Here is a 24,347-nt window from a genome sequence, read left to right on the forward strand (position 1 = left end):
CTTCTCACTAACCCTATGAGGGTTATACCGTCGGTTACAGTAAGGAACTCAGCAAGGAGGCTTTAAGCTATTTCCCTTTGGATTCAGTAAACTGGAGAGTTTTAAGTATGAAGTGTCATGGAGCGGGCGAAGGGAATCGAAGTATCGAAGACAACTCACCGTTAACCATTTGTTTCTTAAAAGATGATGAATCCTTATGGTTACAGTTATGGTTACACGTTGAGTGATCTTTGGTCAAGGCCGGATACATGTAATATTCCCACAAAAAGAATAGAACAAAGGTTAGAACATCTGGAAGGGTCTCAATGTTTCAACTTCAAGGGGTAGCCTCCCTCGTTTCAGGGCAAAATCAAGGAAGGCTACGGGGACAATACGAGAGAGTAAACTATTAGATAGACGCTCAGATTTTTGTGGGAGATTTTAGAAAAAGGCTGTAAGCATCACTCACCGCCACCAAGCACTGCCGCCAACCGCATAATGAAAACCTGTCAGCACCAGAGCTACAGCAATGGCTACAAATAAAAGGATACCGCACATACCTGACAGCCTATTGAAAACAATGCGATACACTATGCCGGCAATGAACAATATTCCGGCGGCCCACCAAAACGCCTTAACAGCCCGACCAACTGCGTAATAGGTAGACCACGAGATACCACCGTATATATAACCAGCCATACATCCCATAGCCAATAGTAGCGCAGCCATAACAATGAACGACCCCATACCTCTTACCATAATGATTTTCCTAAAGTAATCCATTCAGAGACTGAGGGTAGGATAGCCTGATTGCAGCCTTTGTGTTGATCGTTTGTCTCGATCGGTAACATGAAATTGATCGCTCATATCTATGGAGATCGATAGCTATCATAGATTCAGTGTTCGGGCATACCAGACGCTGCTGCGAGAAATCATGGATAACCCTTGGGATTTCGTCAGGTGACCGTTAAGCACGGCCCTGTAGATGCGCTCAGGTTTCCTACCGTCAACACATTTACCAATCTTGTTAAGGGTCTGCATAGCTTCCCTGTAGTCGTCCTTATGACGTTCCAATAGCTCAGCTTCAGCGTGATAGCCAAGTTCGACCATCTTATTAGCAACGACCGTGGCAACTTCAGGCATCTCAAGGATAGCCTCAAAGGCCGCATAGACCATGTCCTCGAAATCTTCAGAGACCCATCCGGCATACTTGAGGGTTGCCTGTTTGTCTGCGTAGGTTATGCTTTCAATACCAATCTTCTCGACGTGCATTTTTTGCATGTCGGCGAGCCTCTTTGTTACCTTGCCGCGCCACTGAGAGGGTAGCTTATTGTTTGGTAATCCGAGGATTTTCCATATTTCTGTAAGGTTCCACATGCCAGACTCATTAGACTTAAAGCTGTGGCCTTCAATAGTAATAATATGACCTGCATGTTTATGTTTATTATTCATTGCTTGGTTACCTTTTAAATATGCACCCTAAACCGAACCCTACGGACCCACTCAAAGTCCCCAAGCGAAGGGAGACCAGCAGGACAAAGGATACACACTTAGAATGTCTTTGAGATTAATAGGAATGGTTTCATGTGGAGACACTGAACGTTTTTTCAAATTGAAGCAACTAATGAAGTAGATAACGCTAAGTTCTCTTAATGTTCTTCTTTAAGTTCTTATTATTATCTTGTGTAAACAAGTAATATAACTCTAAGGTCTTTAAGTAATACTTTAAGTTTAGCCCCTGTAGACCAGAGGCCATATTAATATGATTACTGTCATTGGCTATTCACTTATCGACTGACCCAGAGCACACAGGAAGCATTCACTTTAAGTTGAACGCTTGGTGTCCGTAATTGGTCATCCCGCCCCTGAAAGGATGCGATAAGCTACGGTTAGTTGTCATAGAGGGAAACTCTTTGTCGTCCCTCTCCCTTATAGTGAGTCGCATTGATTTTTATTGACTTAAAGGTGAATCTGTGAATGAAAATTAGCGACTGAAGGCATGGAGCCACACTTTCTGTTAGTTACTCAGAGTTCCTCTCCCTAAAGTGAGTCGTATTGATTGCTAAGCTGTCTTTTTGTCGCGCTTTTCGATTCCCTGCCGTGGTCCCTCTGGCATACTCTGGAACATCGCTTCGATCTCTTTTGGTCTCGTAATACGGTCATCGACAATGATGTTCAACAGCTTAAAGAGACTATGCGTTAACTGTGGGTCATCCTCAAGGCTAATCTCTCCGGGGTGTACAGCCTGATTGCCAACAATGCGACAAATGTCGGCTGCTTGCTGGATGCGAGGAGGTAAACCTTTCTCAACTAGAGACTTAATGTCAGCGTTAATATTGTTCCCCGGCTCTCCTAAATGAACCATCAGTTTCTGGAGGCATAGACGAAGGAGTGCCGCAGCCCCTTTAGGTGATAGATTGACGATACTGCGTGCTTCCATGTAGTCAGACTTGCAGTCTTCTGGCATGTCCGGGTTTGGCATTTCAATATTAGAAGACGCAGGAACGATCATTTGTTCTGAAAACCAGAAACTTAAACCATCGCAATGCTCGCAAATCGCCATATGCATAGGAGCAGCTTCTGTATTGGAATAACCATCCATCGGTCTAAAAAGAAGCTGTTTCCAGTGTTGTTGTGCGTAGACACCACATCGGGGACAGTTAAAGTTTTCTTTTCCGTATTCCGCAGGGTAATACTCAGCCATTTACTCTACTCTCCTTATAAATATCAGTCATCACAATAACCAATCTATCCACCTCAACCTCTTTAGCGTAACGGTCATAAGTAATAGATCCTGAGCTATGCCCCATAATCGCCTGAGCATACGCTAACTCGACACCATGTTGTTTTAACTGAGTCGCAACTGTATGCCTAAACGAATGAAACGCCAAACCGTCACGGTCAGCCAGAACCTTAGGTAACAGCGTTCTGTTAAACCATTTACTCACCTGCTCACCGTAACCGTTCTTCATCAGGCGCAGACCATCAAACACCATAGCGTCATCACCATCAGTGCCTCTACGGGTCTCTACAAGCGCCATAAAGTCAGCCAATACGAAACCATAGACCTCATCAACCAGAGGCACACAGCGATCACTGTGAACGTTCTTGATGCTCTTACCGGGCAGGCTACTATCATCTTCATTGATATGGATATAGACGGTCCCAGCCTTAGTGGTCCTAACGTCTTTGACCTGAAGTTGAGCCACCTCGTTGAGCCTCGCACCAGTGATAGCAGCCAAAGCGGGAACGTAGTAGTGATAGGGCTTACCAGAGGACTTCAGAGAGTACGATTTAGCGGCGACCAGTAGTTGCCTCACCTGCTCCGTAGAGAAAGCATTACGGGCCTCAGATGCTTTACGCTGAGGGACCTTCAGTTCCAGCCCCTCAGTCATATTCTTTTTAATCAGGTCATTACGGACAGCCCACTTAAAGACTGCCGCCATTTTGATGAGATACTTGTTATTGATGGTGACAACATCCAAACAATCTGTCTTATCATCCCGGTTTAGCAAGTCAGTCAATGAAGCATCCTTGAAGCGCTGCTTACGGTTCTTTGGTAACTTCTGGAGCATATCACGGACCCTGAGTATGTCAGCCCTATCAGCGTCAGCATTAAGACCGAGATAGTCGAATATTTCGATTAATACAGCGTATGACGCTTTGTTTTCTCTTAAGGTGGCAGGCTTCCAGTTCTGAGAGTTCTCCACTTCGTATTGCTCAAAGAGACTCGCTACGGTAACTTTGGGTTTTACCTCTGGAGCATTAACAGATAGGGACATCGAGTTACTCTCATTTGACCGATGAATACCATCAAATTCATCGATGTAATCTATAAGAGGTTTACTGTCTCCTGCGTCGATACGCTTCATACACGCCTGAAGCACTCCCAGAGCCTCATGAATGTAACGATGCTGGTCAATACTGAGTGGTTCACTGGCAAGTGCATCAACAAGATTCTCACCGAGTTCTACATAGAGTCCGCTGTACGTCTCCCTCATGTCAGGTTCGAAGAGGTCAGAACGCCCCGTTGAAAGCTCCCACTCGGCGATGTCTTTAAGGTGTTCCCTCATCTCCTCATAGGTGGCGTTCGGTCTGTCCGCATGTATTGCCTTGAGTGCTGCCTTGATGTGCCGTGAATGGGCCATAGCGGTGCGTCTATCCTTGGTCCGTAATGATACTGAGGTCATTCTATCATTGTTTGGTTGTCTGACTCGAAGACGGAAATAGTAGATACAGTGACGCTGGTAGAGATAGGTGACAACTGGGAGTTTGTGGCTGCTGGATAGCTGAATCATATGTCTGTATGCCCTGAGAGGGTTACACAGTGGGTTACAGTAAGTAACTCTGCAAGAAGGCTTGAAGCCGCATCCCTTGGGATTCAGTTAGTTAGAATACTTTAAGAAGTGTCATGGAGCGGGCGAAGGGAATCGAACCCTCGTATAGAGCTTGGGAAGCTCTCGTTCTACCATTGAACTACGCCCGCTTTGGAGTGCGTAAGGCATTATAAACCTTACGCTCTTGTTGGCAAGGGACAGACCAGCTGACTGGCGATTAATTCACCGTCAGCATTTCGGTTTGCTGCCCTGCGGCGGCAGGTAACGCAGCGGGTCGATGGCCGTCGCACGGTAGCGAATCTGGAAGTGCAACCGCACCGAGGCCGCATCAGTACTGCCCATCGTGGCGATTTTCTGTCCCGCCTTCACGCTTTGCCCGTTATTCACCAGCATCGTGTCGTTGTGAGCGTAGGCGGTAATGTAATCTTCACTGTGTTTAATCATAATGAGATTACCGTAGCCCCGCAGTTGGTTGCCCACGTAGACCACCTTCCCTGCCCCGGCGGCATAAACCGGCGTACCGCGGGCAGCGGAAATGTCGATCCCCTTATTCCCTCCATCCGCAGTGGAATAAGGCAGGATCACCTTACCGCTGGCAGGCCACTGCCAACAACGTTGCCCTACCGGTGGCCAGGACGATTGCGGCACGGAAGAAGACGGTCTCGCGGAGGCTGTTTTGGTAGACGACTTTTTAGTGGATTTCGATGAGGCCGTTTTCGAACCACCGAGCTTCAGCTTTTGCCCAACTTCAATGGTGTACGGCGGCGAAATGCCGTTCAGACGCGCAAGGTCTTTGACGCTGGTGCCTGTCGTGCGTGAAATACGGTAAAGGGTATCTCCCCGTTTGACGGTATAAACGGCGCCAGAATCAGACGATTTGCTCCCCGAGCAGCCCACGACAAGCAATCCCGCACAAAGCAGCATGGCAATACCCAGGCTATTTTTCTTCAGGCGTCCTGCGCTCAAAACCGTTCCTCGCAATATTCACAGACGCCATATGATAACAGCCATAATCCGGATGCCAAATTTATTGAATCGGTTAGTCCCCTCATGGACCGCCTGATAAACGCTATCACCGCCACTTACCGTGTATCACAATGAGTTGATTAAACTCATAATGATACGCAAGGTGCTCATCGTCAAAGGTCGGATCCCTCTCCCGACAGACCATATTATTATCTCCGTCACACTTCCCTTTTCTCACGGCGCAACTTTGCGCTTCTGGCGTAATTCTTGCCTGATTTAACGGTTGTTCAGGAACCGAATTGTTAAATCAAGGGGACGTTTATGGATGCGCGGGAAGCAACCGCTACCGGAGAGTCATGCATGCGCGTGGATGCCATCGCTAAAGTGACCGGGCGGGCTCGATATACTGATGATTACATGATGGCGGGCATGTGTTATGCCAAATACGTTCGCAGTCCGATTGCCCACGGTTACGCCACCAGCATCAACTGTGACGAGGCGAAAAGCCTGCCCGGTGTACTGGCCGTGTTTACCTGGGAAGATGTACCGGATATTCCCTTCGCCACGGCAGGGCACGCCTGGACGCTGGATGAGAACAAACGTGACACCGCCGACCGTTTTCTGTTGACCCGCCACGTACGCCATCATGGCGATGCGGTCGCGATTGTTGTGGCAAGGGACGCGTTAACCGCAGAGAAAGCGGCCTTACTGGTGAATGTGGAATGGGAAAAACTCCCGGTGATCACCACGCCAGAAGCGGCTCTGGCGGATGACGCAGTCCCTATTCACCCAGGCGGTAATTTGCTCAATCGCAGTGAAATGACCACCGGGAATGTCCAGCAGACCATTGATGCCGCTGATTACCAACTCCAGGGACATTACCAGACGCCGGTGATTCAACATTGCCATATGGAAAGCATCACTTCATTGGCCTGGATGGAAGATGACTCGCGAATCTCCATCGTCTCCAGCACGCAGATCCCACACATCGTACGCCGGGTCGTGGGCCAGGCATTGGGCATTCCGTGGTCATGCGTGCGGGTTATCAAACCTTACGTCGGCGGCGGATTTGGAAACAAGCAGGATGTGCTGGAAGAACCCATGGCCGCTTTCCTGACGCGCAAACTGGGCGGTATTCCAGTGAAAGTCTCTCTCAGCCGTGAAGAATGTTTTCTCGCTTCCCGTACCCGCCATGCGTTCACGATGGATGGACAGATAGGGCTCAATCGCGACGGCACGTTGCAAGGCTATCGTCTGGATGTTCTGTCAAATACTGGCGCTTACGCCTCACACGGGCATTCCATCGCCTCGGCGGGCGGCAACAAAGTGGCCTACCTCTATCCCCGTAGCGCATACGCTTACCGTTCCACCACCTGCTATACCAATCTTCCTTCCGCTGGCGCGATGCGCGGCTACGGCGCGCCGCAGGTGATCTTTGCCGTAGAATCGATGCTGGATGACGCCGCAACGGCGCTGGGTCTCGATCCGGTCGAGGTTCGGTTGCGCAATGCGGCCTGCGAAGGCGACACGAACCCGATTACCGGCAAACGCATCTACAGCGCGGGGCTCCCGGAATGCCTGCAAAAAGGCCGCGCGCTGTTTGAGTGGGACGCCCGTCGCGCTGAATGTCTGCACCAGCAAGGCAACATCCGCCGGGGCGTCGGCGTCGCCTGTTTTAGTTATACCTCCAACACCTGGCCGGTCGGCGTGGAGATCGCTGGTGCCCGTCTGCTGATGAATCAGGACGGAACGATCAACGTGCAGAGCGGAGCCACGGAAATCGGTCAGGGGGCGGATACCGTTTTCTCACAGATGGTGGCGGAAACTCTCGGCGTACCGGTCAGCGATGTGCACGTTATTTCCACCCAGGATACCGACATTACCCCCTTCGACCCTGGCGCCTTCGCCTCTCGCCAAAGCTATGTCACCGCACCGGCACTGCGCAAGGCAGCACTTCAACTGCGCGATAAGATCCTTCTTCACGCTGCCGACATGCTGCATCAGTCCGTCATGAGCCTGACGCTGACGGCAGGCCACATCGTCCTTATCGATCGCCCGGACTCACCGTTGCTGTCCTTAAAAGAGCTGGCGATGGATGCGTTTTATCATCCGGAGCGCGGCGGTCAGTTGTCTGCGGAATGCTCGGTGAAAACCACCACTAACCCACCGGCGTTTGGCTGCACGTTTGTCGATCTGAGCGTCGATATCGCCCTGTGCAAGGTCACCATCAACCGCATCCTCAATGTCCACGATTCCGGCCATATTCTGAACCCTCAACTGGCGGAAGGTCAGGTGCATGGCGGGATGGGAATGGGCATTGGCTGGTCGCTGTTTGAAGAGATGATCATCGATGGGGAAAGTGGTCTGGTGCGTAACCCGAATCTCCTTGATTACAAAATGCCGACCATGCCTGACCTGCCGCAACTGGAGAGCGCATTCGTTGAAACGCAGGAGCCGCAGTCGGCGTATGGACATAAATCCCTCGGCGAGCCGCCTATTATTCCTGTTGCTGCAGCCATTCGTAACGCAGTGAAAATGGCCACAGGCGTTGCGATTGATACGCTGCCACTGACGCCAAAGCGGTTATATGCGGAGTTCCACCAGGCTGGCTTGATTTGAGGATATGATCATGTTTGACTTTGCTTCTTATCATCGCGCTTCAGACATTGCCGGGGCTGTCAGCCTGCTGGCGCGCTATCCGCAGGCGAAACTGCTCGCCGGCGGAACCGACGTACTGATCCAACTTCATCATCACAATGCGCGTTACCGTCATATCGTCGATATCCATGATCTGCCCGAATTACGAGGCATTACCCTGTCGAAGGAAGAGAGGCTGCGTATCGGTTCCGCTACCACCTTTAGCGAGATTATCGAGCATCCCGTCGCGCAACGACATCTGCCAGCCCTGTGTGCGGCAGCTACCTCCATCGCCGGACCGCAAATCCGTAATGTCGCGACCTACGGCGGGAATATCTGTAATGGCGCAACCAGCGCAGACTCGGCCACGCCAACGCTGATTTATGACGCCACGCTTGAGATCGCCTCGCCAAAAGGGGTGCGTTTTACCAACATCAACGGTTTTCACACCGGCCCCGGAAAAGTTGCTCTTGAGCAAGATGAAATCCTTGTCGCCTTTCATTTTCCACCGCAGCCGAGGGCGCATACTGGCAGCGCGCATTTTAAATATGCCATGCGCGATGCGATGGACATCTCGACCATTGGTTGTGCGGCACGATGCCAACTGGATAACGGCGGTTTTAAAGAACTTCGTCTGGCATTCGGCGTTGCGGCTCCGACACCAGTTCGCTGTCAGCATGCAGAGAGCGCGGCGCAAAATGCGCCATTGACCCACCAGACGCTGGACGCGATCGCTGAATCCGTTCTGCAGGACGTCGCCCCGCGATCTTCCTGGCGGGCAAGTAAGGAATTTCGTCTGCATCTCATCCAGACGATGACCCGGAAAGTGGTTACTGAAGCCGTTGTCGCGGCGGGAGGAAAGCTGCAATGAATGACACTAACCGAATCACGCTGGAATGCGTCATTAATGATCACCCTTTTCAGCTCAGCATCATGCCGGGGATGCCGCTCTCTGAACTCCTGCGCGAACAAGGGTTGTTGAGCGTCAAACAGGGATGCTGTGTCGGTGAATGCGGAGCCTGTACGGTGCTGGTTGACGGTACGGCCATCGACAGTTGCCTGTACCTTGCCGCGTGGGCAGCCGGAAAACAGATCCGTACCCTGGAAGGTGAATCGGCTGGCAGTCAGCTCTCGCGTGTTCAGATGGCTTATGCGACATCCGGTGCCGTGCAGTGTGGTTTTTGCACGCCGGGTCTGATTATGGCGACCACCGCATTGCTGGCAAAACCGCGGGAAAAACCATTAACCATTCTGGAGATCCGTCGTGGTCTGGCGGGGAATTTGTGCCGTTGTACTGGCTATCAGATGATTGTCGATACCGTCCAGCGCTGCACTGAGCCTGAATAATTAACACCGCATCCTTCAGGCTGCCTCCGGGTCAGTAGCGTTCACATACTCGCCCCCTGATGCAACCTGAACGCGGTTGTGCGTTGAGTTATGCGTTCAGCAGCTCGTACTTTTTAATTTTGCGATAAAGCGTGGCAATCCCAATGCCTAACTCATCCGCCACCTGTTTTTTGTTGGAGTGGCGAGATAGCGCTTCGCGAATCATCTGCTTTTCCATCTCTTCCAGCGCGGTTCCGCCGGTATCCTCAGACAGCAACTGCGCCGCATGAGCGACCGCTCCAACGGATTCCGGCGCTTTACCGTTGTTGATCAGATTTGGCGGTAAAAGCGTACTGTCGATCACCTCGCCTGAAGGGACCACGTTGACCAGATATTCCATCAGGTTGCTTAATTCACGCAGATTTCCCGGCCACTGATGGTGTCTGAGCAGGGTCACTACATCCGGTGCAATCCCCGGATAGACCAGCCCTAAACGGCGAGTATGCAGATGCAGGAAATAGTGCACCAGTAGCTCAATATCGTCCTGTCGTTCACGTAGTGGGGGCAGAGTCAGTGGGATGACGTTCAGTCGATAGAACAGATCTTCACGGAATTTGCCTTCGGCGATAAACTGCCCGAGGTTCTGATTGGTAGCTGAAATAATGCGGATGTCGACCTGAACCGGACTGCTCGCGCCAAGCGGCAACACTTCCCTCGCTTCAATCGCCCTGAGCAGTTTAGCCTGTAGCATCAAGGGCATATCGCCAATTTCATCGAGAAATAGCGTTCCACTGTTTGCCGCCTGAATCAGGCCCGTTTTCCCATTGGCGGAGGCGCCGGTGAATGCGCCTTTAACATAGCCAAACAGTTCACTTTCCAGCAACTGCTCCGGTATCGCCGCGCAGTTGATGGCGATAAACGGTTTATTGCGTCGATCGCTGAGTTTGTGAATGGCGCGCGCGACCACCTCTTTTCCGGTGCCGCTCTCCCCCACAATCATGACGCTGGACGGACTGGGGGCAATACGGCCGATCAGCCGCTTAAGCTGGCGCATAACCCGGCATTCACCCACCAGTTGTTCAATATGCGGTTCATCGGTGGCAATCGATACAGAGGAACTGGTATGCGACTGATGGAAGGCCATCAGGAATAACTGCCGTCCCTGCACATGATGCAACTGACCAATGATCAGTTCACTTTTATCATCCCAGGAGACGATATGCTGCATATGCCCGTGCGTGAAATTACTTTCAAACGTTAATGGCCGAAACCTGACCGACTTTCCCACCATATTATTCTGCACCGCACCAAGAATTTTTAACGCGGTTTGATTCGCGAACTGTACGCGGTTGTCTTCATCAATGACCAATACACCTTGATCCATATTCTCGATCATTGTCGAAAATATTTTACTGATGTTGTCACTCCCACTCTGATCTTCGAGAAGTTTTGAAACAAAAATAGTGGATATATGGCGAACATAGTCTGAAAACTCGCGCAGGTTGTCATTGATATGTTCCTGCTGTTCATGCGTTACGGCAATCAAACTGATCACTCCTACACAGCGGTCCTGCAGAATGACGGGGGTTCCCAGAAAAGCCTTCTCGCGACAGTTATCTTTGCTATCGCAGCCTTCACAGAGCGGGTCAAAGCGGGAATGCGTCACAACCTTTTCTTTTTTACTTTCCAGTACATAGCGCAACAGTCTGGAGTTACCGCTCAACGGGCGTCCGAGGTATTTCCCGTAAGCGCCGGTTCCCGCGACGCGGCAGAGGTTATCATCGACGATCTCAACTTCGAGTTGCAAAACGCTGGCAAGCATTCTGGCGAAACGCTGAATGGTAGGTTGAATCTGCATCAAAATGGACTGCGTTGTTGCAAGCACCATAGTCTTACCTTCCGGAATCACTTAAATGATTGATCATTGAAGACATTGATGGTTCGTAGAATATAAGGATACTAACTCAGACAAAATTTGCTTTGATAAAAACACAGGCTCTTTATCATTTTATAATGAAAATATGCAAGAGAAATCACATTTCTATATCAATATGAGAATCAGCGCAGTGAGTTTATCAAACTGACGGTATTTACTCTTCTTCCGGGTATTATTCTGTCAGTCAGTTCATTGACACATTGCGTTATTTATTAAGCCAAACGTTTTCGTATATTCATGACGAATTACAGATAGCTTTATTCTGTGATCAGTGCCACATATTGCCTGATGATTTCCTATTTATCCGCCGTCGGATTCATTTTGGCACGCTTATTGTTAGTCCCTGGTATATCGGTGATGCCGCTTGTCATTACCGCGAATAAGCCACCTTGCCGTCATTCCACTACCAGGACCTTACAATGAAAACTGTTAATGAGCTGATAAAGGATATCAATTCGCTGACCTCACACCTTCACGAGAAGGATTTTTTGCTTACGTGGGAACAGACGCCGGATGAACTGAAACAAGTCCTGGACGTCGCTGCTGCGCTGAAGATGCTGCGTGCCGAAAACATCGCGACCAAAGTCTTCAATAGTGGATTAGGGATTTCCGTTTTCCGCGATAACTCCACCCGTACCCGCTTTTCTTACGCGTCCGCCCTTAACCTGCTCGGCCTGGCTCAGCAGGATCTGGACGAAGGAAAATCACAAATCGCGCACGGCGAAACCGTCCGCGAAACGGCCAATATGATCTCCTTCTGCGCCGACGCCATTGGTATTCGCGACGACATGTATCTTGGTGCGGGCAACGCCTATATGCGTGAAGTCGGCGCCGCGCTGGATGACGGCTACAAACAGGGCGTGCTGCCGCAGCGTCCGGCGTTAGTTAACCTGCAATGCGATATCGACCATCCAACACAGGCGATGGCGGATTTGGCCTGGCTACGTGAACATTTTGGTTCGCTGGAAAACCTTAAGGGTAAAAAAATCGCCATGACCTGGGCCTACTCACCCAGCTACGGCAAACCCCTCTCTGTGCCACAAGGCATTATCGGTCTGATGACCCGCTTCGGTATGGACGTCACCCTGGCGCATCCGGAAGGATATGACCTGATCCCGGACGTGATTGAAGTGGCGAAAAACAACGCGAACGCGTCCGGCGGCAGCTTCCGCCAGGTCACCAGCATGGAAGAAGCCTTCAAAGATGCCGACATCGTCTATCCGAAATCATGGGCGCCTTACAAAGTGATGGAAGAACGTACCGAACTTCTGCGCGCCAACGATCACGCGGCCCTGAAAGAGCTGGAAAGACAGTGTCTTGAGCAAAACGCAAAGCATAAAAACTGGCACTGCACTGAAGAAATGATGCAACTCACCCGCGACGGCGAAGCGCTGTATATGCACTGCCTGCCCGCGGATATCAGCGGCGTCTCCTGCAAAGAAGGGGAAGTCACCGACGCCGTATTCGAAAAATACCGCATCGCAACGTACAAAGAAGCCAGTTGGAAGCCCTACATCATCGCCGCGATGATCCTCTCCCGCAAATATCCGAAGCCTGGCGTACTGCTGGAGCAGTTGTTGAAAGAAGCGCAACCACGCGTGAAATAACCCCCTGAGCCGACCTGCCGGTCGGCTCTCCTTTCCGGAGGCCAAAAGGATAGGATATGTCCGTTTTCTCACTGAAGATCGATATTGCCGATAACCGCTTTTACAACGGTGAAACATCGCCCCTTTTTTCGCAAAAACAGGCCAAAGTGGCTCGCCAGTTCCATCAAAAGATCGCTGGCTACCACCCAACGCCGCTCTGTGCGCTGGATGACCTCGCCCAACTGTTTGGCGTGAAAAAAATCCTCGTCAAAGATGAGTCAAAACGCTTTGGACTGAACGCGTTCAAGATGCTCGGCGGGGCTTTTGCCATCGCCTGCCTGTTGTGTGAGAAATATCATCTTGATATTGAGACGCTCTCTTTCGAACAGCTCAAAAACGCCATCGGCGAAAAAATGACGTTTGCCACCACCACCGACGGTAACCACGGTCGCGGTATTGCCTGGGCGGCACAACAACTCGGACAACATGCGGTGGTTTACATGCCGAAAGGCTCAGCGCAAGAACGCGTGGACGCCATTCTCAACCTCGGCGCGGAGTGCATTGTCACCGACATGAACTATGACGATACCGTTCGTCTGACCATGCAGCACGCCCAACAAAACGGCTGGGAAGTGGTGCAGGACACCGCGTGGGAAGGTTACACCAAAATCCCCACCTGGATTATGCAGGGCTACGCCACGCTGGCCGATGAGGCCGTTGAGCAAATGCGCGCCCTGGACGTCACACCGACCCACGTGCTGTTACAGGCTGGCGTTGGCGCCATGGCGGGCGGCGTGCTGGGCTATCTGGTCGACGTCTATGGCCCGCAAAACCTGCACAGCATTATCGTCGAACCGGACAAAGCGGACTGCATTTATCGTTCCGGCGTGAAAGGCGACATCGTCAACGTTGGGGGAGATATGGCAACCATCATGGCCGGTCTGGCCTGTGGTGAACCTAACCCGCTCGGCTGGGAAATTCTGCGCAACTGCGCCACCCAATTTATCTCCTGCCAGGACAGCGTCGCCGCGCTGGGCATGCGCGTGCTGGGTAATCCTTTTGGCAGCGACCCACGGGTGATCTCCGGCGAGTCCGGCGCCGTAGGGTTGGGCGTTCTGGCTGCCGTCCATCATCACCCACAGCGCCAGGCCCTGATGGACAAACTGGCGTTAGATAAAGATGCCGTTGTGCTGGTCATCAGTACCGAAGGCGATACCGATGTGAAGCACTACCGGGAAGTGGTCTGGGAAGGCAAACATCCGGTCGCACTGTAACCCCCTATTGGAAAACGCTCCCCAGGAGATTCGGGAGCGAACACTGGAGAAAAGTCATGGCTAAGCACATTCCTTTTAAACTGATTCTTGAAAAAGCAAACGACTACAAAGAAGACATGACGCGTTTCCTGCGCGACATGGTCGCCATTCCCAGCGAAAGCTGCGATGAAAAACGGGTTATCCATCGCATCAAACAAGAAATGGAGAAAGTCGGTTTCGATAAAGTCGAGATCGACCCGATGGGCAACATTCTGGGATACATCGGCCATGGCCCGCGCCTGGTCGCAATGGACGCGCATATCGACACGGTCGGTATCGGCAACATCAACAACTGGAATTTTGATCCCTATGAAGGGATGGAGACCGATGAACTGATCGGTGGACGCGGCACGTCTGACCAGGAAGGCGGCATGGCGTCCATGGTTTACGCCGGGAAGATCATTAAAGATCTCGGTCTGGAAGATGAGTACACGCTGCTGGTCACCGGCACGGTACAGGAAGAGGACTGCGATGGTCTGTGCTGGCAGTACATCATTGAGCAATCCGGTATCCGTCCGGAGTTTGTTGTCAGTACCGAGCCGACTGATTGCCAGGTTTATCGTGGACAGCGCGGGCGCATGGAAATACGCATTGATGTGCAGGGAGTCAGTTGTCACGGTTCCGCCCCGGAACGCGGCGATAACGCCATTTTTAAAATGGGACCAATCCTCAACGAGTTACAGGAATTGTCACAACATCTGGCTTATGACGAATTCCTCGGTAAAGGGACCTTAACCGTTTCCGAAATCTTCTTCACCTCGCCAAGCCGCTGCGCCGTGGCGGACAGTTGCGCCGTCTCCATCGACCGTCGTCTGACCTGGGGTGAAACCTGGGAAGGCGCGCTGGAAGAGATTCGCGCCCTGCCGGCTGTAAAAAAAGCCAATGCGGTGGTCTCGATGTACAACTATGACCGCCCTTCCTGGACCGGGCTGGTTTACCCGACCGAATGCTACTTCCCAACCTGGAAAGTGGAAGAAGATCACTTCACCGTCAAAGCGCTGGTCAATGCCTATGAAGGTCTGTTCGGCAAAGCACCGGTGGTCGACAAGTGGACGTTCTCCACCAACGGCGTATCGATTATGGGACGTCACGGTATTCCGGTGATCGGTTTTGGTCCGGGTAAAGAACCCGAAGCCCACGCGCCAAACGAAAAAACCTGGAAATCACATCTGGTGACCTGCGCCGCGATGTACGCTGCCATTCCACTGTCCTGGCTGGCAACGAAATAACGATCCATCTGTCTCCCCCGGTTTACCGGGGGATTTCTGGAGTGTGCTATGCGCGTATTGATTAAAAATGGCATTGCCGTTAACGCCGACGGACAGGCTAAACAGGACCTGCTGATTGAGAACGGTATCGTTCGTCAACGGGATGCGGAGATTACGCCGCCCCCTTCGTGTGAAGTGATTGATGCTGCGGGATGTTACGTTTTTCCCGGCGGCGTGGATGTACATACGCATTTCAATATCGACACCGGCCTCGCCCGTAGCTGTGATGATTTTTTTACCGGCACCCGCGCCGCGGCGTGTGGCGGTACAACAACCATTATTGACCATATGGGATTTGGCCCGTCAGGCTGTCGCCTGCGCCATCAATTGGAAGTCTACCAGGGGTACGCCGCGCACAAAGCGGCGATCGACTACAGTTTCCATGGCGTCATTCAGCACGTCAATCATGCCATCCTCGACGAGATCCCGATGATGGTGGAAGAAGGCATCAGCAGCTTCAAGCTCTATCTGACCTACCAGTACAAACTCAACGATGATGAAACCTTGCAGGTGCTGCGCCGTTTGCACAAGTCCGGCGCGCTGACCACCGTCCACCCGGAAAACGACGCCGCCATCGCCAGTAAACGGGCCGAGTTCATTGCCGCTGGCTTAACGTCGCCACGCTATCACGCCCTGAGCAGACCGCTGGAATGTGAAGCCGAAGCCATCGCCCGGATGATTAACCTTGCGCAGTTAGCGGGAAACGCGCCGTTGTATATCGTCCACCTGTCCAATGGCCTGGGACTGGACTATTTACGCCTGGCGAAAGCGAATCATCAGCCCGTGTGGATAGAGACCTGTCCGCAATATCTGCTGCTGGATGAACGCCGTTATGACGGGGAAGACGGCCTGAACTTCATTCTCAGCCCGCCGTTACGCAATGTACGCGAGCAGGACAAGCTCTGGTGCGGCATCAGTGACGGCGCCATTGACGTGGTGGCGACTGACCACTGCACCTTCTCAATGGCGCAGCGCCAGCAGATCTCAGGCGGCGATTTCAGCCGCTGCCCGAATGGTTTGCCCGGCGTGGAAAACCGCCTGCAACTGCTCTTTTCTGAAGGTGTGATGAGCGGGCGAATTACCCCTGAACGCTTTGTCGCGTTAACCAGCGCGACGCCTGCCAGGCTGTTCGGCGTATGGCCGCAGAAGGGGCAACTGGCACCTGGCGCTGATGGCGATGTGGTGATTATCGATCCCCGCCAGAGCCAGGCGATCCATCATGCTCACCTGCACGATAACGCTGATTATTCGCCCTGGGAGGGGTTCCGCTGTCAGGGTGCGATTGTCAGAACGCTGTCGCGTGGTGAAACGATCTTCTGCGATGGCGTCTTTACAGGGAAAGCAGGCCGGGGCCGCTTCTTACGACGTAAGCCGTTTACCCCGCCCGGCGTGGGTGAAACAGATAACTGTGTATGATAAGTGAGGAAAAATGAGGAAGAAAATTGTTCTCGCGCTGGGTGGTAACGCGTTGGGTGAGGATCTGGCCGGACAGATGCAGGCCGTCAAAATCACCGCGCAGGCCATTGTGGATCTCATTGCGCAGGGTCATGAGGTTATCGTGACTCATGGTAACGGGCCGCAGGTGGGTATGATCAACCAGGCATTCGAAGCCGCGGCAAAAACAGAGGCGCACTCGCCAATGCTACCGATGTCCGTCTGCGTGGCATTGAGCCAGGGCTATATCGGTTACGATCTGCAAAACGCGCTGCGCGAAGAATTGCTCTCACGCGGGATGCACAAACCTGTCGCCACACTGGTGACGCAGGTAGAAGTCGACGCCCACGATCCTGCGTTTCTGAACCCCACCAAACCCATCGGTTCATTCTTCACACAGCAGGAAGCGGAACAGCTGGAAAAACAAGGTTATACGCTTAGAGAAGATGCCGGACGTGGTTATCGTCGTGTCGTGGCCTCGCCTAAGCCGGTGGACATCATTGAGAAAGAAACCGTTAAGGCGCTGGTTGAGGCCGGACAGGTGGTTATTACCGTGGGCGGAGGCGGTATTCCGGTGATTCGCGAAGGCAACCATCTGCGGGGGGCCAGCGCGGTGATCGATAAGGACTGGGCCAGTGCCCGCCTGGCAGAGATGATCGACGCGGATATGCTCATCATCCTGACGGCGGTCGAAAAAGTGGCTATTAACTTCGGTAAAGAAAATGAGCAATGGCTGGATCGCCTGTCGTTGAGCGATGCGGAACGCTTTATCAGCGAAGGGCATTTCGCTAAAGGTTCTATGTTGCCGAAAGTGGAGGCCGCAGCGTCGTTCGCCCGCTCCCGTCCCGGTCGGGAAGCCCTGATCACGGTGCTCAGTAAAGCGAAAGAAGGGATTGAGGGAAAAACCGGAACGGTTATCTGCCAGTAATCTGATGCGTTTTATTCGCCGGGGCGCTTTGCGTACCCGGCCTGGCGCCTCCCGGGCCGGATAAACATAGCGCCATCTGGTCATTCGCATTACGCCACTTCAAGCACCTCATTCGTTGACTTCACCCCCTGATGCATCAGCATCATGAGCGCTTCCAGCACTCCGCCGCCTATCGCTCTCGCTTTATCAGAGACGCTGGTAAAATCCGCCGTCTCGCCGCGCGGGTCGATATCGCCGATTTTAAAACCGCCCACCACCGCCAGCCCGTCACTTAACAGGCCGCGCACCATCCCCGACAGCGGCGCCTTGATTTCGTTTTCGCCAATCCAGGCAATCACCTCGCCCTCTTCTACCAGATCGCCTAATTTCACTCTGGCGCGCATGATGCCTGCGGCGGGTGCACGAATCACCCGTCGTGCGGTATGCCCCATGATATTGCCGGGTATCCCGGTATTTTCCTGTGCACAACCGGCGTAAATCACCTGCCCCAGCCAGTGTCCACGATTTGTTTCAATCACCGCATGGCAGTCTTCACCCGCAGAAAATCCAGGTCCCAACGCAATGGTCACGGGAGCCATATCTTTTCGCGTACCCAGATTTTGTTTTGCCAGAATCGCATCCACCACGCAGACGGGTTTCAGTGCGTCAATCAGCGAACCGGCAGGATCGACCAGAATCGGAATAAAACCACGCTCGGCTAACGCCGCCGCTTCTGCTGACGAGGTGGCCAGTCTTGCCGTCACGCCTTCCACGATCATTTCACCATCAAAGACGGCCTGCGCGAACGCAACGCTGCGGCGAATGACGGTCGGTTTCTCCACTTCCAGCATGATCACTTTGAAACCGGCATGGAACAATCGCAGCGCCACGCCGCTGGCGATATCTCCCGCGCCACGAATCACCACCCGCTGATGGCCGGACGGATGCGCGGTGCGCATCATCAGTCCACCAGGCGCATTATTTTTAACCTGTAAGATCTCCGCCAACACGCTGACCGCAATCTCCTGCGGCGTTTCAGCACCAATGTTGTAACCCACCGGCGCATGCAGGCGGGCAATGTGCTCTTCACAGACGCCCTTCTCCCGTAACTGACGCATAAACAACTGCACTTTACGACGGCTTGCCAGCAAGCCCAGCCACGCGACGGGTTGCTCGATCAATTTGTCCAGCGCTTCCCGATCCTGATTGTTCGTCGCGATAAGCACAAAGTTGTCCGGACGGATCTCCAGCGCATCCACTGCCGCGGTAAAAGAATCGGCATGTAACAACTGTACCGAGGGAGGAAAAGCGTCCGGGTTAACGCTTTCGCGATAAACATCCGCTACGGCAATATCAAACCCTAACAGCGCTGCCCCCTGGGCAATCGCCCGGTTGACATGCCCGCCGCCGATTAACACCAGTCGCGGGCGCAGGCCGTGCACGCTAATAAAAACCGACATCGCGCCGCCGCAGTCCGAGCCAACGGCATCGGCGCCGTTGCGGGCCATCCGGCCATGAAACATACGCGGCTTTCTTTCCTGTAACGCCAGCAGCGCTTCGTCGATCACCTTGCGCTCCACCATGCCTCCGCCGATAGTCCCGACGATAGACCCATCCTGATGTACCAGCATCTGTGCCGAATGGCGGGGCGTGGACCCCCGGCTATCGACAATCTGCGCCAGCGCAAATGGGCGGTTTTGCTCTTCAAGTTTTGCAGCCTCTGTGAAAATATTCATACAGACCTCAATGGATATCTTTTCAGGAACCCGGTGTTCCCGGCGTCGCTATCTCACAAATCTGCGCGTGATTGCAGGCGTTTCCTGTGCATTCCCCAGCCAGATAGCCTGCACATCACCGTCTGACAACAGTTGGATGAGCTCGCGTTCATCAATGGCATTCTCAGATTGAGAAAAACGATTGAGAAACCAGACGCGTCGACTGGCTGGCGGGGCATTTTTGAATGCTCCCTGTGGATGCTGAACCAGGCGAACCAGCGCCTTCAGCGATAAGGGGGATCCCTCCGTCAGGCCTGTCATCCCGGCGAACGGCGACCAGCGATGCACCTGCTTTGCCCCCACGCGTTTCCCCAGCAGGTGTCCACCCATAACGGCAATCACGCAGCAACTGCTTTCAGGTATGCAAGGTTCGTGCTCATCTGGCGCTTTAAGCGGCATTCCGCGTGCGCCGTCTGCCTCGACGAGAACCACGTCACATTCCGATCGTCTGGCTAAGGCATCGATGGCGTCGGGTGAGAAACCACGTGCTTTTCCCAATGGCGCTTTCCACGACCGAAAGCAGGTAATGATGGGTTGCATTAACACGTGATACGGCAACCCGGCGGGCTCCCGACAGAAAAGGGTCGGCCAGGAGTGGTCAGGCAGAAACATATGCGTCGTCGTGGTGATGAATACCCGTCGACCTGATAACTGAAAGAGATGAGCGAGCCAGAAAAGCGTACTGGTTTTCCCACCCGCACCGACAATTGAAATAACCGTTGGCCGTTTCTGTGCACCTAAATCAAAGAATAAAGAAGCATGCCCCGGTATACTCATAAGCCTCTCTGAAGTGACATAACATCTAATAGACATTATGGAATCGCCATGCCTGTCGTCGACTGTATAATTACTGCTGCTGGGTTATCATCCAGAATGGGAAAATGGAAAATGATGTTACCCTGGCACGCAGGAACAATTCTTGATGCAAGTATCAAAAACGCGCTGCAATTTTGTAACCGGGTGATATTAGTTTCCGGTTACCGCGCCACGGAGATACATAATCGCTATGCGAATCAGCCTAATATTATTATTACGTACAATCCGGATTATGCTCAGGGTTTATTTACGTCAATTAAGGTTGGCGCTGCCGCCGTGAACAGCGGGCACTGCTTCATCACGCACGGTGACATGCCTGAACTGAATAACGATATTTTCCATAAAATCTGGGCGTTACGTAACGATAACGCACTTATCCCATGCTATCATGGCCAGCCCGGCCATCCTGTATTACTTTCCAAAAAATGCCTGTTGCAGGCCATCTCACAACCGGATGTCAGCAATATGCGTCAGGCATTGCTGCGCGGAAAACATAATCTTATTGAAATAAACGATGCCCGAATCACTCTGGATATTGATACACCAGAGGATTTTATCAATGCGCAGAATCGACACAAATAAATAGGAAATACGGAGTTAAACGATTGCGATCAAATATTTCCCGATTCATTTTTCACTTATCATAATGATAAGCGATCGCCATTTTTGAGAAAACAGAATGCGATGATGCAATACCTTATCGCCATACCTCTCCCGGCTGATTTTCATTCTCATTTAGCGTTTGTGAGATATTTCACAAAGCGGACTTAAGATTAGAAGCGCCTCACAAAATTATATTTTTATGGCTCTGCTTTGTGAGTAGTGGTGCGAATATTGCTCTATTTCTCCAAACCGCCGGCTTTATCAGTCCCGGTCAACCAATGACATCTATGAACACGCGCACCTTCCGGTTGTCTTGCCACGACCTGAAGAAAGCCGAGTAAAGCTAAGGAGAGGGGTATGGGGGATATAATGCGTCCGATTCCGTTTGAGGAACTTTTGACGCGCCTATTTGATGAATATCAGCAGCAGCGCTCGATCTTTGGTATTCCTGAGCAGCAGTTCTATTCACCGGAAAAAGGCAAATCGATAAGCGTATTTGGTGAAACCTGTGCCACCCCCGTCGGCCCCGCCGCCGGCCCGCACACCCAGCTCGCACAAAATATCATCACCTCCTGGCTGACTGGCGGTCGGTTTATTGAACTCAAAACAGTGCAAATTCTCGATCGGCTCGAACTGGAAAAACCCTGTATTGATGCGGAAGATGAGTGCTTCAATACCGAATGGTCGACGGAATTTACCCTGCTGAAAGCATGGGATGAGTATCTTAAAGCCTGGTTCGCCCTGCATTTACTGGAGCAACTGCTGCAACCTTCAGGTAGCGAGACTGGTAAATCGTTCATTTTTAATATGAGCGTCGGGTATAACCTCGACGGCATCAATCAACCGCCCATGCAGGCGTTCATCGACAACATGATGGACGCATCCGCGCACCCTAAATTTGTGCAGTACCGCGACACGCTACAGCGATGGCTGCATGATGAAACATTCCTCGCGCGCCACGGATTGAACGCACATCGGGAACGTCTACAGGCGCTGCCGGGACGCATTCCCACAAAACTGGTGCAGGGCGTCACGCTGTCCACGATGCACGGCTGCCCACCGCACGAAATCGAAGCCATCTGCCGCTATATGCTGGAAGAAAAAGGGCTGAATACCTTTGTGAAGCTGAATCCGACGCTGCTGGGCTATTCACGCGTACGTGAAATTCTGGACAGCTGTGGCTTCGGTTATATCGGCTTAAAAGAAGAGTCATTTGAGCACGATCTGAAGCTCACCCAGGCGCTGGAAATGTTGCAGCGCCTGATGGCGCTGGCAAAAGAAAAGTCGCTGGGTTTTGGCGTAAAACTCACCAACACCCTGGGCACCGTCAATAACAAAGGTGCGCTTCCCGGCGAAGAAATGTATATGTCTGGCCGGGCGCTGTTCCCGCTCTCAATCAACGTGGCGGCCGTGCTTTCCCGGGCCTTCGACGGCCAATTACCCATCTCCTATTCCGGCGGCGCCAGCCAGTTGACCATCCGCGATATCTTTGACACCGGCATTCGTCCGATCACCATGGCGACCGACCTGTTAAAGCCAGGCGGTTACCTGCGACTCAGCGCCTGTATGCGTGAGCTGGAGTCTTCAGATGCGTGGGGAATGGAACATGTCGATGTCGAACGACTGAATCGACTGGCGGAAGAGGCCGTCACGATGGCCTATACCCAAAAACACTGGAAACCTGAAGAGCGCATTGACGTGGCCGGCGGCTTGCCGCTGACCGACTGCTACGTCGCCCCGTGTATTACGGCCTGCGCCATCAAACAGGACATTCCGGAGTATATTCGCCTGCTGGGCGAGCAGCGTTATGCCGACGCGCTGGAACTGATTTATCAGCGAAACGCCCTCCCGGCAATCACCGGTCATATCTGCGATCATCAGTGTCAGTACAACTGTACCCGTCTGGACTATGACAGCGCTTTGAACATCCGTGAACTGAAAAAAGTGGCGCTGGAAAAGGGGTGGGATGAATACAAACAGCGCTGGCACAAACCCGCAGGCTCAGGCTCTCGTCATCCGGTTGCAGTCATCGGTGCGGGCCCGGCCGGGCTTGCGGCCGGTTACTTCCTTGCCCGGGCAGGACACCCGGTGACGCTATTTGAACGCGAAGCCAACGCGGGCGGCGTGGTGAAAAATATCATTCCTCAGTTCCGTATTCCGGCAGAACTCATCCAGCACGATATCGATTTTGTCGCCGATCACGGCGTGAAGTTCGAATATGGCTGTGCGCCTGATCTGACCGTACAGAGCCTGAAAGAAAAGGGGTTCCACTACGTTCTGATCGCAACCGGTACGGATAAAAACAGCGGCGTGAAGCTCGACGGCGATAACCCCAACATCTGGAAATCGCTTCCCTTCCTGCGTGAATACAATCAGGGAACTGCGTTGACGCTCGGTAAGCATGTGGCGATCGTCGGCGCGGGCAACACGGCGATGGACTGTGCCCGTGCGGCACTGCGCGTGCCGGGTGTGGAGAAAGTCACCGTGGTCTACCGCCGTTCGTTGCAGGAGATGCCCGCCTGGCGTGAAGAGTATGAAGAAGCCCTGCACGATGGGGTTGAGTTCCGTTTTCTCAACAACCCTGAACGTTTTGATGCGGATGGTACACTCACCCTGCGCGTCATGACGCTCGGAGAGCCGGATGAGAAAGGACGGCGCCGCCCGGTTGAAACCGACGAAACGCTGACGCTGCACATCGATAGTCTGATTACCGCCATTGGTGAACAGCAGGATACCGAAGCACTGAATGCAATGGGTGTTCCGCTTGACAGCAAAGGCTGGCCAGAGGTGAATCACAACGGCGAAACCCGCCTCACCGACGTGTTCATGATTGGCGACGTCCAGCGTGGTCCATCATCCATTGTTGCCGCCATCGGCTCTGCGCGTCGGGCCACGGATACCATCCTCTGGCGGGAAAATATCCGCTCCCACCATGGCGATAAACGCTGGAATAACGTCAGCCCCGCTGAAATCTATCAGCGTAAAGGCGAGATCGCGGTCGCGAAGGTCGATAAAGATGACCGTGACGCCTTTGTCGCCCAGGAAGCGGCCCGCTGCCTTGAATGCAACTATGTCTGCAGCAAATGCGTGGATGTCTGTCCGAACCGCGCCAATGTGTCAATTCCCGTGCCGGGATTCCAGAATCGCTTCCAGACGCTACATCTGGATGCTTACTGCAACGAATGCGGTAACTGCGCTCAATTCTGTCCGTGGCAGGGCAAGCCGTATAAAGACAAAGTCACGCTCTTTAGCCTGCCACAGGATTTCGACAACAGCAGTAACCCGGGTTTCCTGGTGGAAGACGATCGGGTCAGGGTCCGGCTGAATGACCAAAGCTGGGTATTAAACATCAGCCATGATGGGCAGTTCGCCAGCATCCCGCCGGAACTGGATGACATGTGCCGCGTCATTAGCTATGTCCACCAGCATCACCATTACCTGTTAGGCCGCGTGGAGGTGTAATC

Annotated in this window: 17 protein-coding genes and 1 tRNA gene; 10 read left to right on the forward strand and 8 right to left on the reverse strand. The window is 52.8% G+C overall.

The annotated features are described in order from the left end of the window. Positions 1 to 867: 867 nt before the first annotated feature. The 5 genes from HVX64_RS19035 to actS all read right to left on the reverse strand — a co-directional run bounded on the left by HVX64_RS19035 (position 868) and on the right by actS (position 5,282). Entirely contained in the window at positions 868 to 1,431 is a 564-nt protein-coding gene (locus HVX64_RS19035) for a hypothetical protein (protein ID WP_181825113.1), read from the reverse strand. Positions 1,432 to 2,041: 610 nt separating this feature from the next. Further along, positions 2,042 to 2,683 carry a DUF4145 domain-containing protein gene (locus HVX64_RS19040; RefSeq protein ID WP_021563833.1) on the reverse strand — a complete coding sequence of 214 codons (642 nt, stop codon included), beginning with the start codon at positions 2,681 to 2,683 and terminating at the stop codon, positions 2,042 to 2,044. Then, positions 2,676 to 4,277, reverse strand: a complete 1,602-nt coding sequence (locus HVX64_RS19045) for a site-specific integrase (protein WP_181825114.1) — start codon at positions 4,275 to 4,277, stop codon at positions 2,676 to 2,678. The genes HVX64_RS19040 and HVX64_RS19045 overlap by 8 nt, the downstream gene beginning before the upstream one ends. Positions 4,278 to 4,391: 114 nt before the next feature. Beyond that, positions 4,392 to 4,465: transfer RNA gene (locus tag HVX64_RS19050), tRNA-Gly, on the reverse strand. Positions 4,466 to 4,544: 79 nt separating this feature from the next. After that, the gene (gene actS / locus HVX64_RS19055; protein ID WP_042999392.1) at positions 4,545 to 5,282 is read right to left on the reverse strand and encodes an amidase activator ActS; all 738 of its coding nucleotides are present in this window, start codon (positions 5,280 to 5,282) and stop codon (positions 4,545 to 4,547) included. 321 nt (positions 5,283 to 5,603) lie between these two features. On the opposite strand from actS, the gene xdhA reads away from it, so the two are divergent. Genes xdhA through xdhC form a run of 3 tightly spaced genes read left to right on the forward strand, consistent with a single transcriptional unit; the run spans position 5,604 to position 9,266 of the window. Continuing rightward, positions 5,604 to 7,901, forward strand: coding sequence for a xanthine dehydrogenase molybdenum-binding subunit XdhA (gene xdhA, locus HVX64_RS19060; protein ID WP_044254058.1), 2,298 nt, complete (start codon positions 5,604 to 5,606; stop codon positions 7,899 to 7,901). 10 nt (positions 7,902 to 7,911) lie between these two features. Then, positions 7,912 to 8,790 (forward strand): xanthine dehydrogenase FAD-binding subunit XdhB, encoded by an 879-nt coding sequence (gene xdhB, locus HVX64_RS19065; RefSeq protein WP_044254056.1) that lies wholly within the window; start codon positions 7,912 to 7,914, stop codon positions 8,788 to 8,790. Further along, on the forward strand, positions 8,787 to 9,266 hold the full coding sequence (gene xdhC, locus HVX64_RS19070; RefSeq protein WP_042999389.1) for a xanthine dehydrogenase iron sulfur-binding subunit XdhC: 480 nt from the start codon (positions 8,787 to 8,789) through the stop codon (positions 9,264 to 9,266). The genes xdhB and xdhC overlap by 4 nt, the downstream gene beginning before the upstream one ends. A gap of 88 nt (positions 9,267 to 9,354) precedes the next feature. Here the strand turns inward: xdhC and HVX64_RS19075 are convergent, their stop codons facing one another. Beyond that, positions 9,355 to 11,133, reverse strand: coding sequence for a sigma-54-dependent Fis family transcriptional regulator (locus HVX64_RS19075; RefSeq protein ID WP_042999388.1), 1,779 nt, complete (start codon positions 11,131 to 11,133; stop codon positions 9,355 to 9,357). A 467-nt stretch (positions 11,134 to 11,600) separates the two neighbouring features. Here HVX64_RS19075 and ygeW point away from each other — a divergent pair, with 467 nt between their 5' ends. The 5 genes from ygeW to arcC are packed head-to-tail and all read left to right on the forward strand — an operon-like array spanning position 11,601 to position 17,710. Next, entirely contained in the window at positions 11,601 to 12,788 is a 1,188-nt protein-coding gene (ygeW, locus tag HVX64_RS19080; protein WP_042999387.1) for a knotted carbamoyltransferase YgeW, read from the forward strand. Positions 12,789 to 12,844: 56 nt separating this feature from the next. After that, positions 12,845 to 14,041 (forward strand): diaminopropionate ammonia-lyase, encoded by a 1,197-nt coding sequence (gene dpaL, locus HVX64_RS19085; RefSeq protein WP_044254053.1) that lies wholly within the window; start codon positions 12,845 to 12,847, stop codon positions 14,039 to 14,041. Positions 14,042 to 14,097: 56 nt separating this feature from the next. Next, the gene (locus HVX64_RS19090; protein WP_042999385.1) at positions 14,098 to 15,309 is read left to right on the forward strand and encodes a YgeY family selenium metabolism-linked hydrolase; all 1,212 of its coding nucleotides are present in this window, start codon (positions 14,098 to 14,100) and stop codon (positions 15,307 to 15,309) included. Positions 15,310 to 15,357: 48 nt separating this feature from the next. Then, positions 15,358 to 16,764 (forward strand): dihydropyrimidinase, encoded by a 1,407-nt coding sequence (gene hydA / locus HVX64_RS19095; RefSeq protein ID WP_044254051.1) that lies wholly within the window; start codon positions 15,358 to 15,360, stop codon positions 16,762 to 16,764. A 13-nt stretch (positions 16,765 to 16,777) separates the two neighbouring features. Beyond that, positions 16,778 to 17,710, forward strand: a complete 933-nt coding sequence (gene arcC / locus HVX64_RS19100) for a carbamate kinase (RefSeq protein WP_042999383.1) — start codon at positions 16,778 to 16,780, stop codon at positions 17,708 to 17,710. Between the two features lie 89 nt (positions 17,711 to 17,799). On the opposite strand, the gene yqeB is transcribed toward arcC, so the two are convergent. Together yqeB and yqeC are read right to left on the reverse strand one after the other, a co-directional pair. Continuing rightward, positions 17,800 to 19,425 (reverse strand): selenium-dependent molybdenum cofactor biosynthesis protein YqeB, encoded by a 1,626-nt coding sequence (yqeB, locus tag HVX64_RS19105; RefSeq protein WP_044254048.1) that lies wholly within the window; start codon positions 19,423 to 19,425, stop codon positions 17,800 to 17,802. Positions 19,426 to 19,473: 48 nt separating this feature from the next. Further along, entirely contained in the window at positions 19,474 to 20,241 is a 768-nt protein-coding gene (gene yqeC, locus HVX64_RS19110; RefSeq protein WP_044254046.1) for a selenium cofactor biosynthesis protein YqeC, read from the reverse strand. A gap of 48 nt (positions 20,242 to 20,289) precedes the next feature. Between yqeC and mocA the strand changes: the two genes are divergently transcribed. Both mocA and ygfK read left to right on the forward strand, forming a co-directional pair. Next, the gene (gene mocA, locus HVX64_RS19115) at positions 20,290 to 20,862 is read left to right on the forward strand and encodes a molybdenum cofactor cytidylyltransferase (protein WP_044254043.1); all 573 of its coding nucleotides are present in this window, start codon (positions 20,290 to 20,292) and stop codon (positions 20,860 to 20,862) included. Positions 20,863 to 21,240: 378 nt separating this feature from the next. Then, entirely contained in the window at positions 21,241 to 24,345 is a 3,105-nt protein-coding gene (gene ygfK, locus HVX64_RS19120) for a putative selenate reductase subunit YgfK (RefSeq protein WP_044254041.1), read from the forward strand. Positions 24,346 to 24,347: the final 2 nt, after the last annotated feature.

The sequence above is a fragment of the Citrobacter sp. RHB20-C16 genome, assembly GCF_013890155.1.
GTDB classification, from domain to species: domain Bacteria; phylum Pseudomonadota; class Gammaproteobacteria; order Enterobacterales; family Enterobacteriaceae; genus Citrobacter_A; species Citrobacter_A amalonaticus.

Excerpts from the sequence above, each read along its gene's own strand:
- HVX64_RS19035 (WP_181825113.1), bottom strand. The coding sequence starts at position 1,431 with ATGAATAATAAACATAAACATGCAGGTCATATTATTACTATTGAAGGC.
- HVX64_RS19040 (WP_021563833.1), bottom strand. The coding sequence starts at position 2,683 with ATGGCTGAGTATTACCCTGCGGAATACGGAAAAGAAAACTTTAACTGT.
- HVX64_RS19045 (WP_181825114.1), bottom strand. The coding sequence starts at position 4,277 with ATGATTCAGCTATCCAGCAGCCACAAACTCCCAGTTGTCACCTATCTC.
- xdhA (WP_044254058.1), top strand. The coding sequence starts at position 5,604 with ATGGATGCGCGGGAAGCAACCGCTACCGGAGAGTCATGCATGCGCGTG.
- xdhB (WP_044254056.1), top strand. The coding sequence starts at position 7,912 with ATGTTTGACTTTGCTTCTTATCATCGCGCTTCAGACATTGCCGGGGCT.
- xdhC (WP_042999389.1), top strand. The coding sequence starts at position 8,787 with ATGAATGACACTAACCGAATCACGCTGGAATGCGTCATTAATGATCAC.
- HVX64_RS19075 (WP_042999388.1), bottom strand. The coding sequence starts at position 11,133 with ATGGTGCTTGCAACAACGCAGTCCATTTTGATGCAGATTCAACCTACC.
- ygeW (WP_042999387.1), top strand. The coding sequence starts at position 11,601 with ATGAAAACTGTTAATGAGCTGATAAAGGATATCAATTCGCTGACCTCA.
- dpaL (WP_044254053.1), top strand. The coding sequence starts at position 12,845 with ATGTCCGTTTTCTCACTGAAGATCGATATTGCCGATAACCGCTTTTAC.
- HVX64_RS19090 (WP_042999385.1), top strand. The coding sequence starts at position 14,098 with ATGGCTAAGCACATTCCTTTTAAACTGATTCTTGAAAAAGCAAACGAC.
- hydA (WP_044254051.1), top strand. The coding sequence starts at position 15,358 with ATGCGCGTATTGATTAAAAATGGCATTGCCGTTAACGCCGACGGACAG.
- arcC (WP_042999383.1), top strand. The coding sequence starts at position 16,778 with ATGAGGAAGAAAATTGTTCTCGCGCTGGGTGGTAACGCGTTGGGTGAG.
- yqeB (WP_044254048.1), bottom strand. The coding sequence starts at position 19,425 with ATGAATATTTTCACAGAGGCTGCAAAACTTGAAGAGCAAAACCGCCCA.
- yqeC (WP_044254046.1), bottom strand. The coding sequence starts at position 20,241 with ATGAGTATACCGGGGCATGCTTCTTTATTCTTTGATTTAGGTGCACAG.
- mocA (WP_044254043.1), top strand. The coding sequence starts at position 20,290 with ATGCCTGTCGTCGACTGTATAATTACTGCTGCTGGGTTATCATCCAGA.
- ygfK (WP_044254041.1), top strand. The coding sequence starts at position 21,241 with ATGGGGGATATAATGCGTCCGATTCCGTTTGAGGAACTTTTGACGCGC.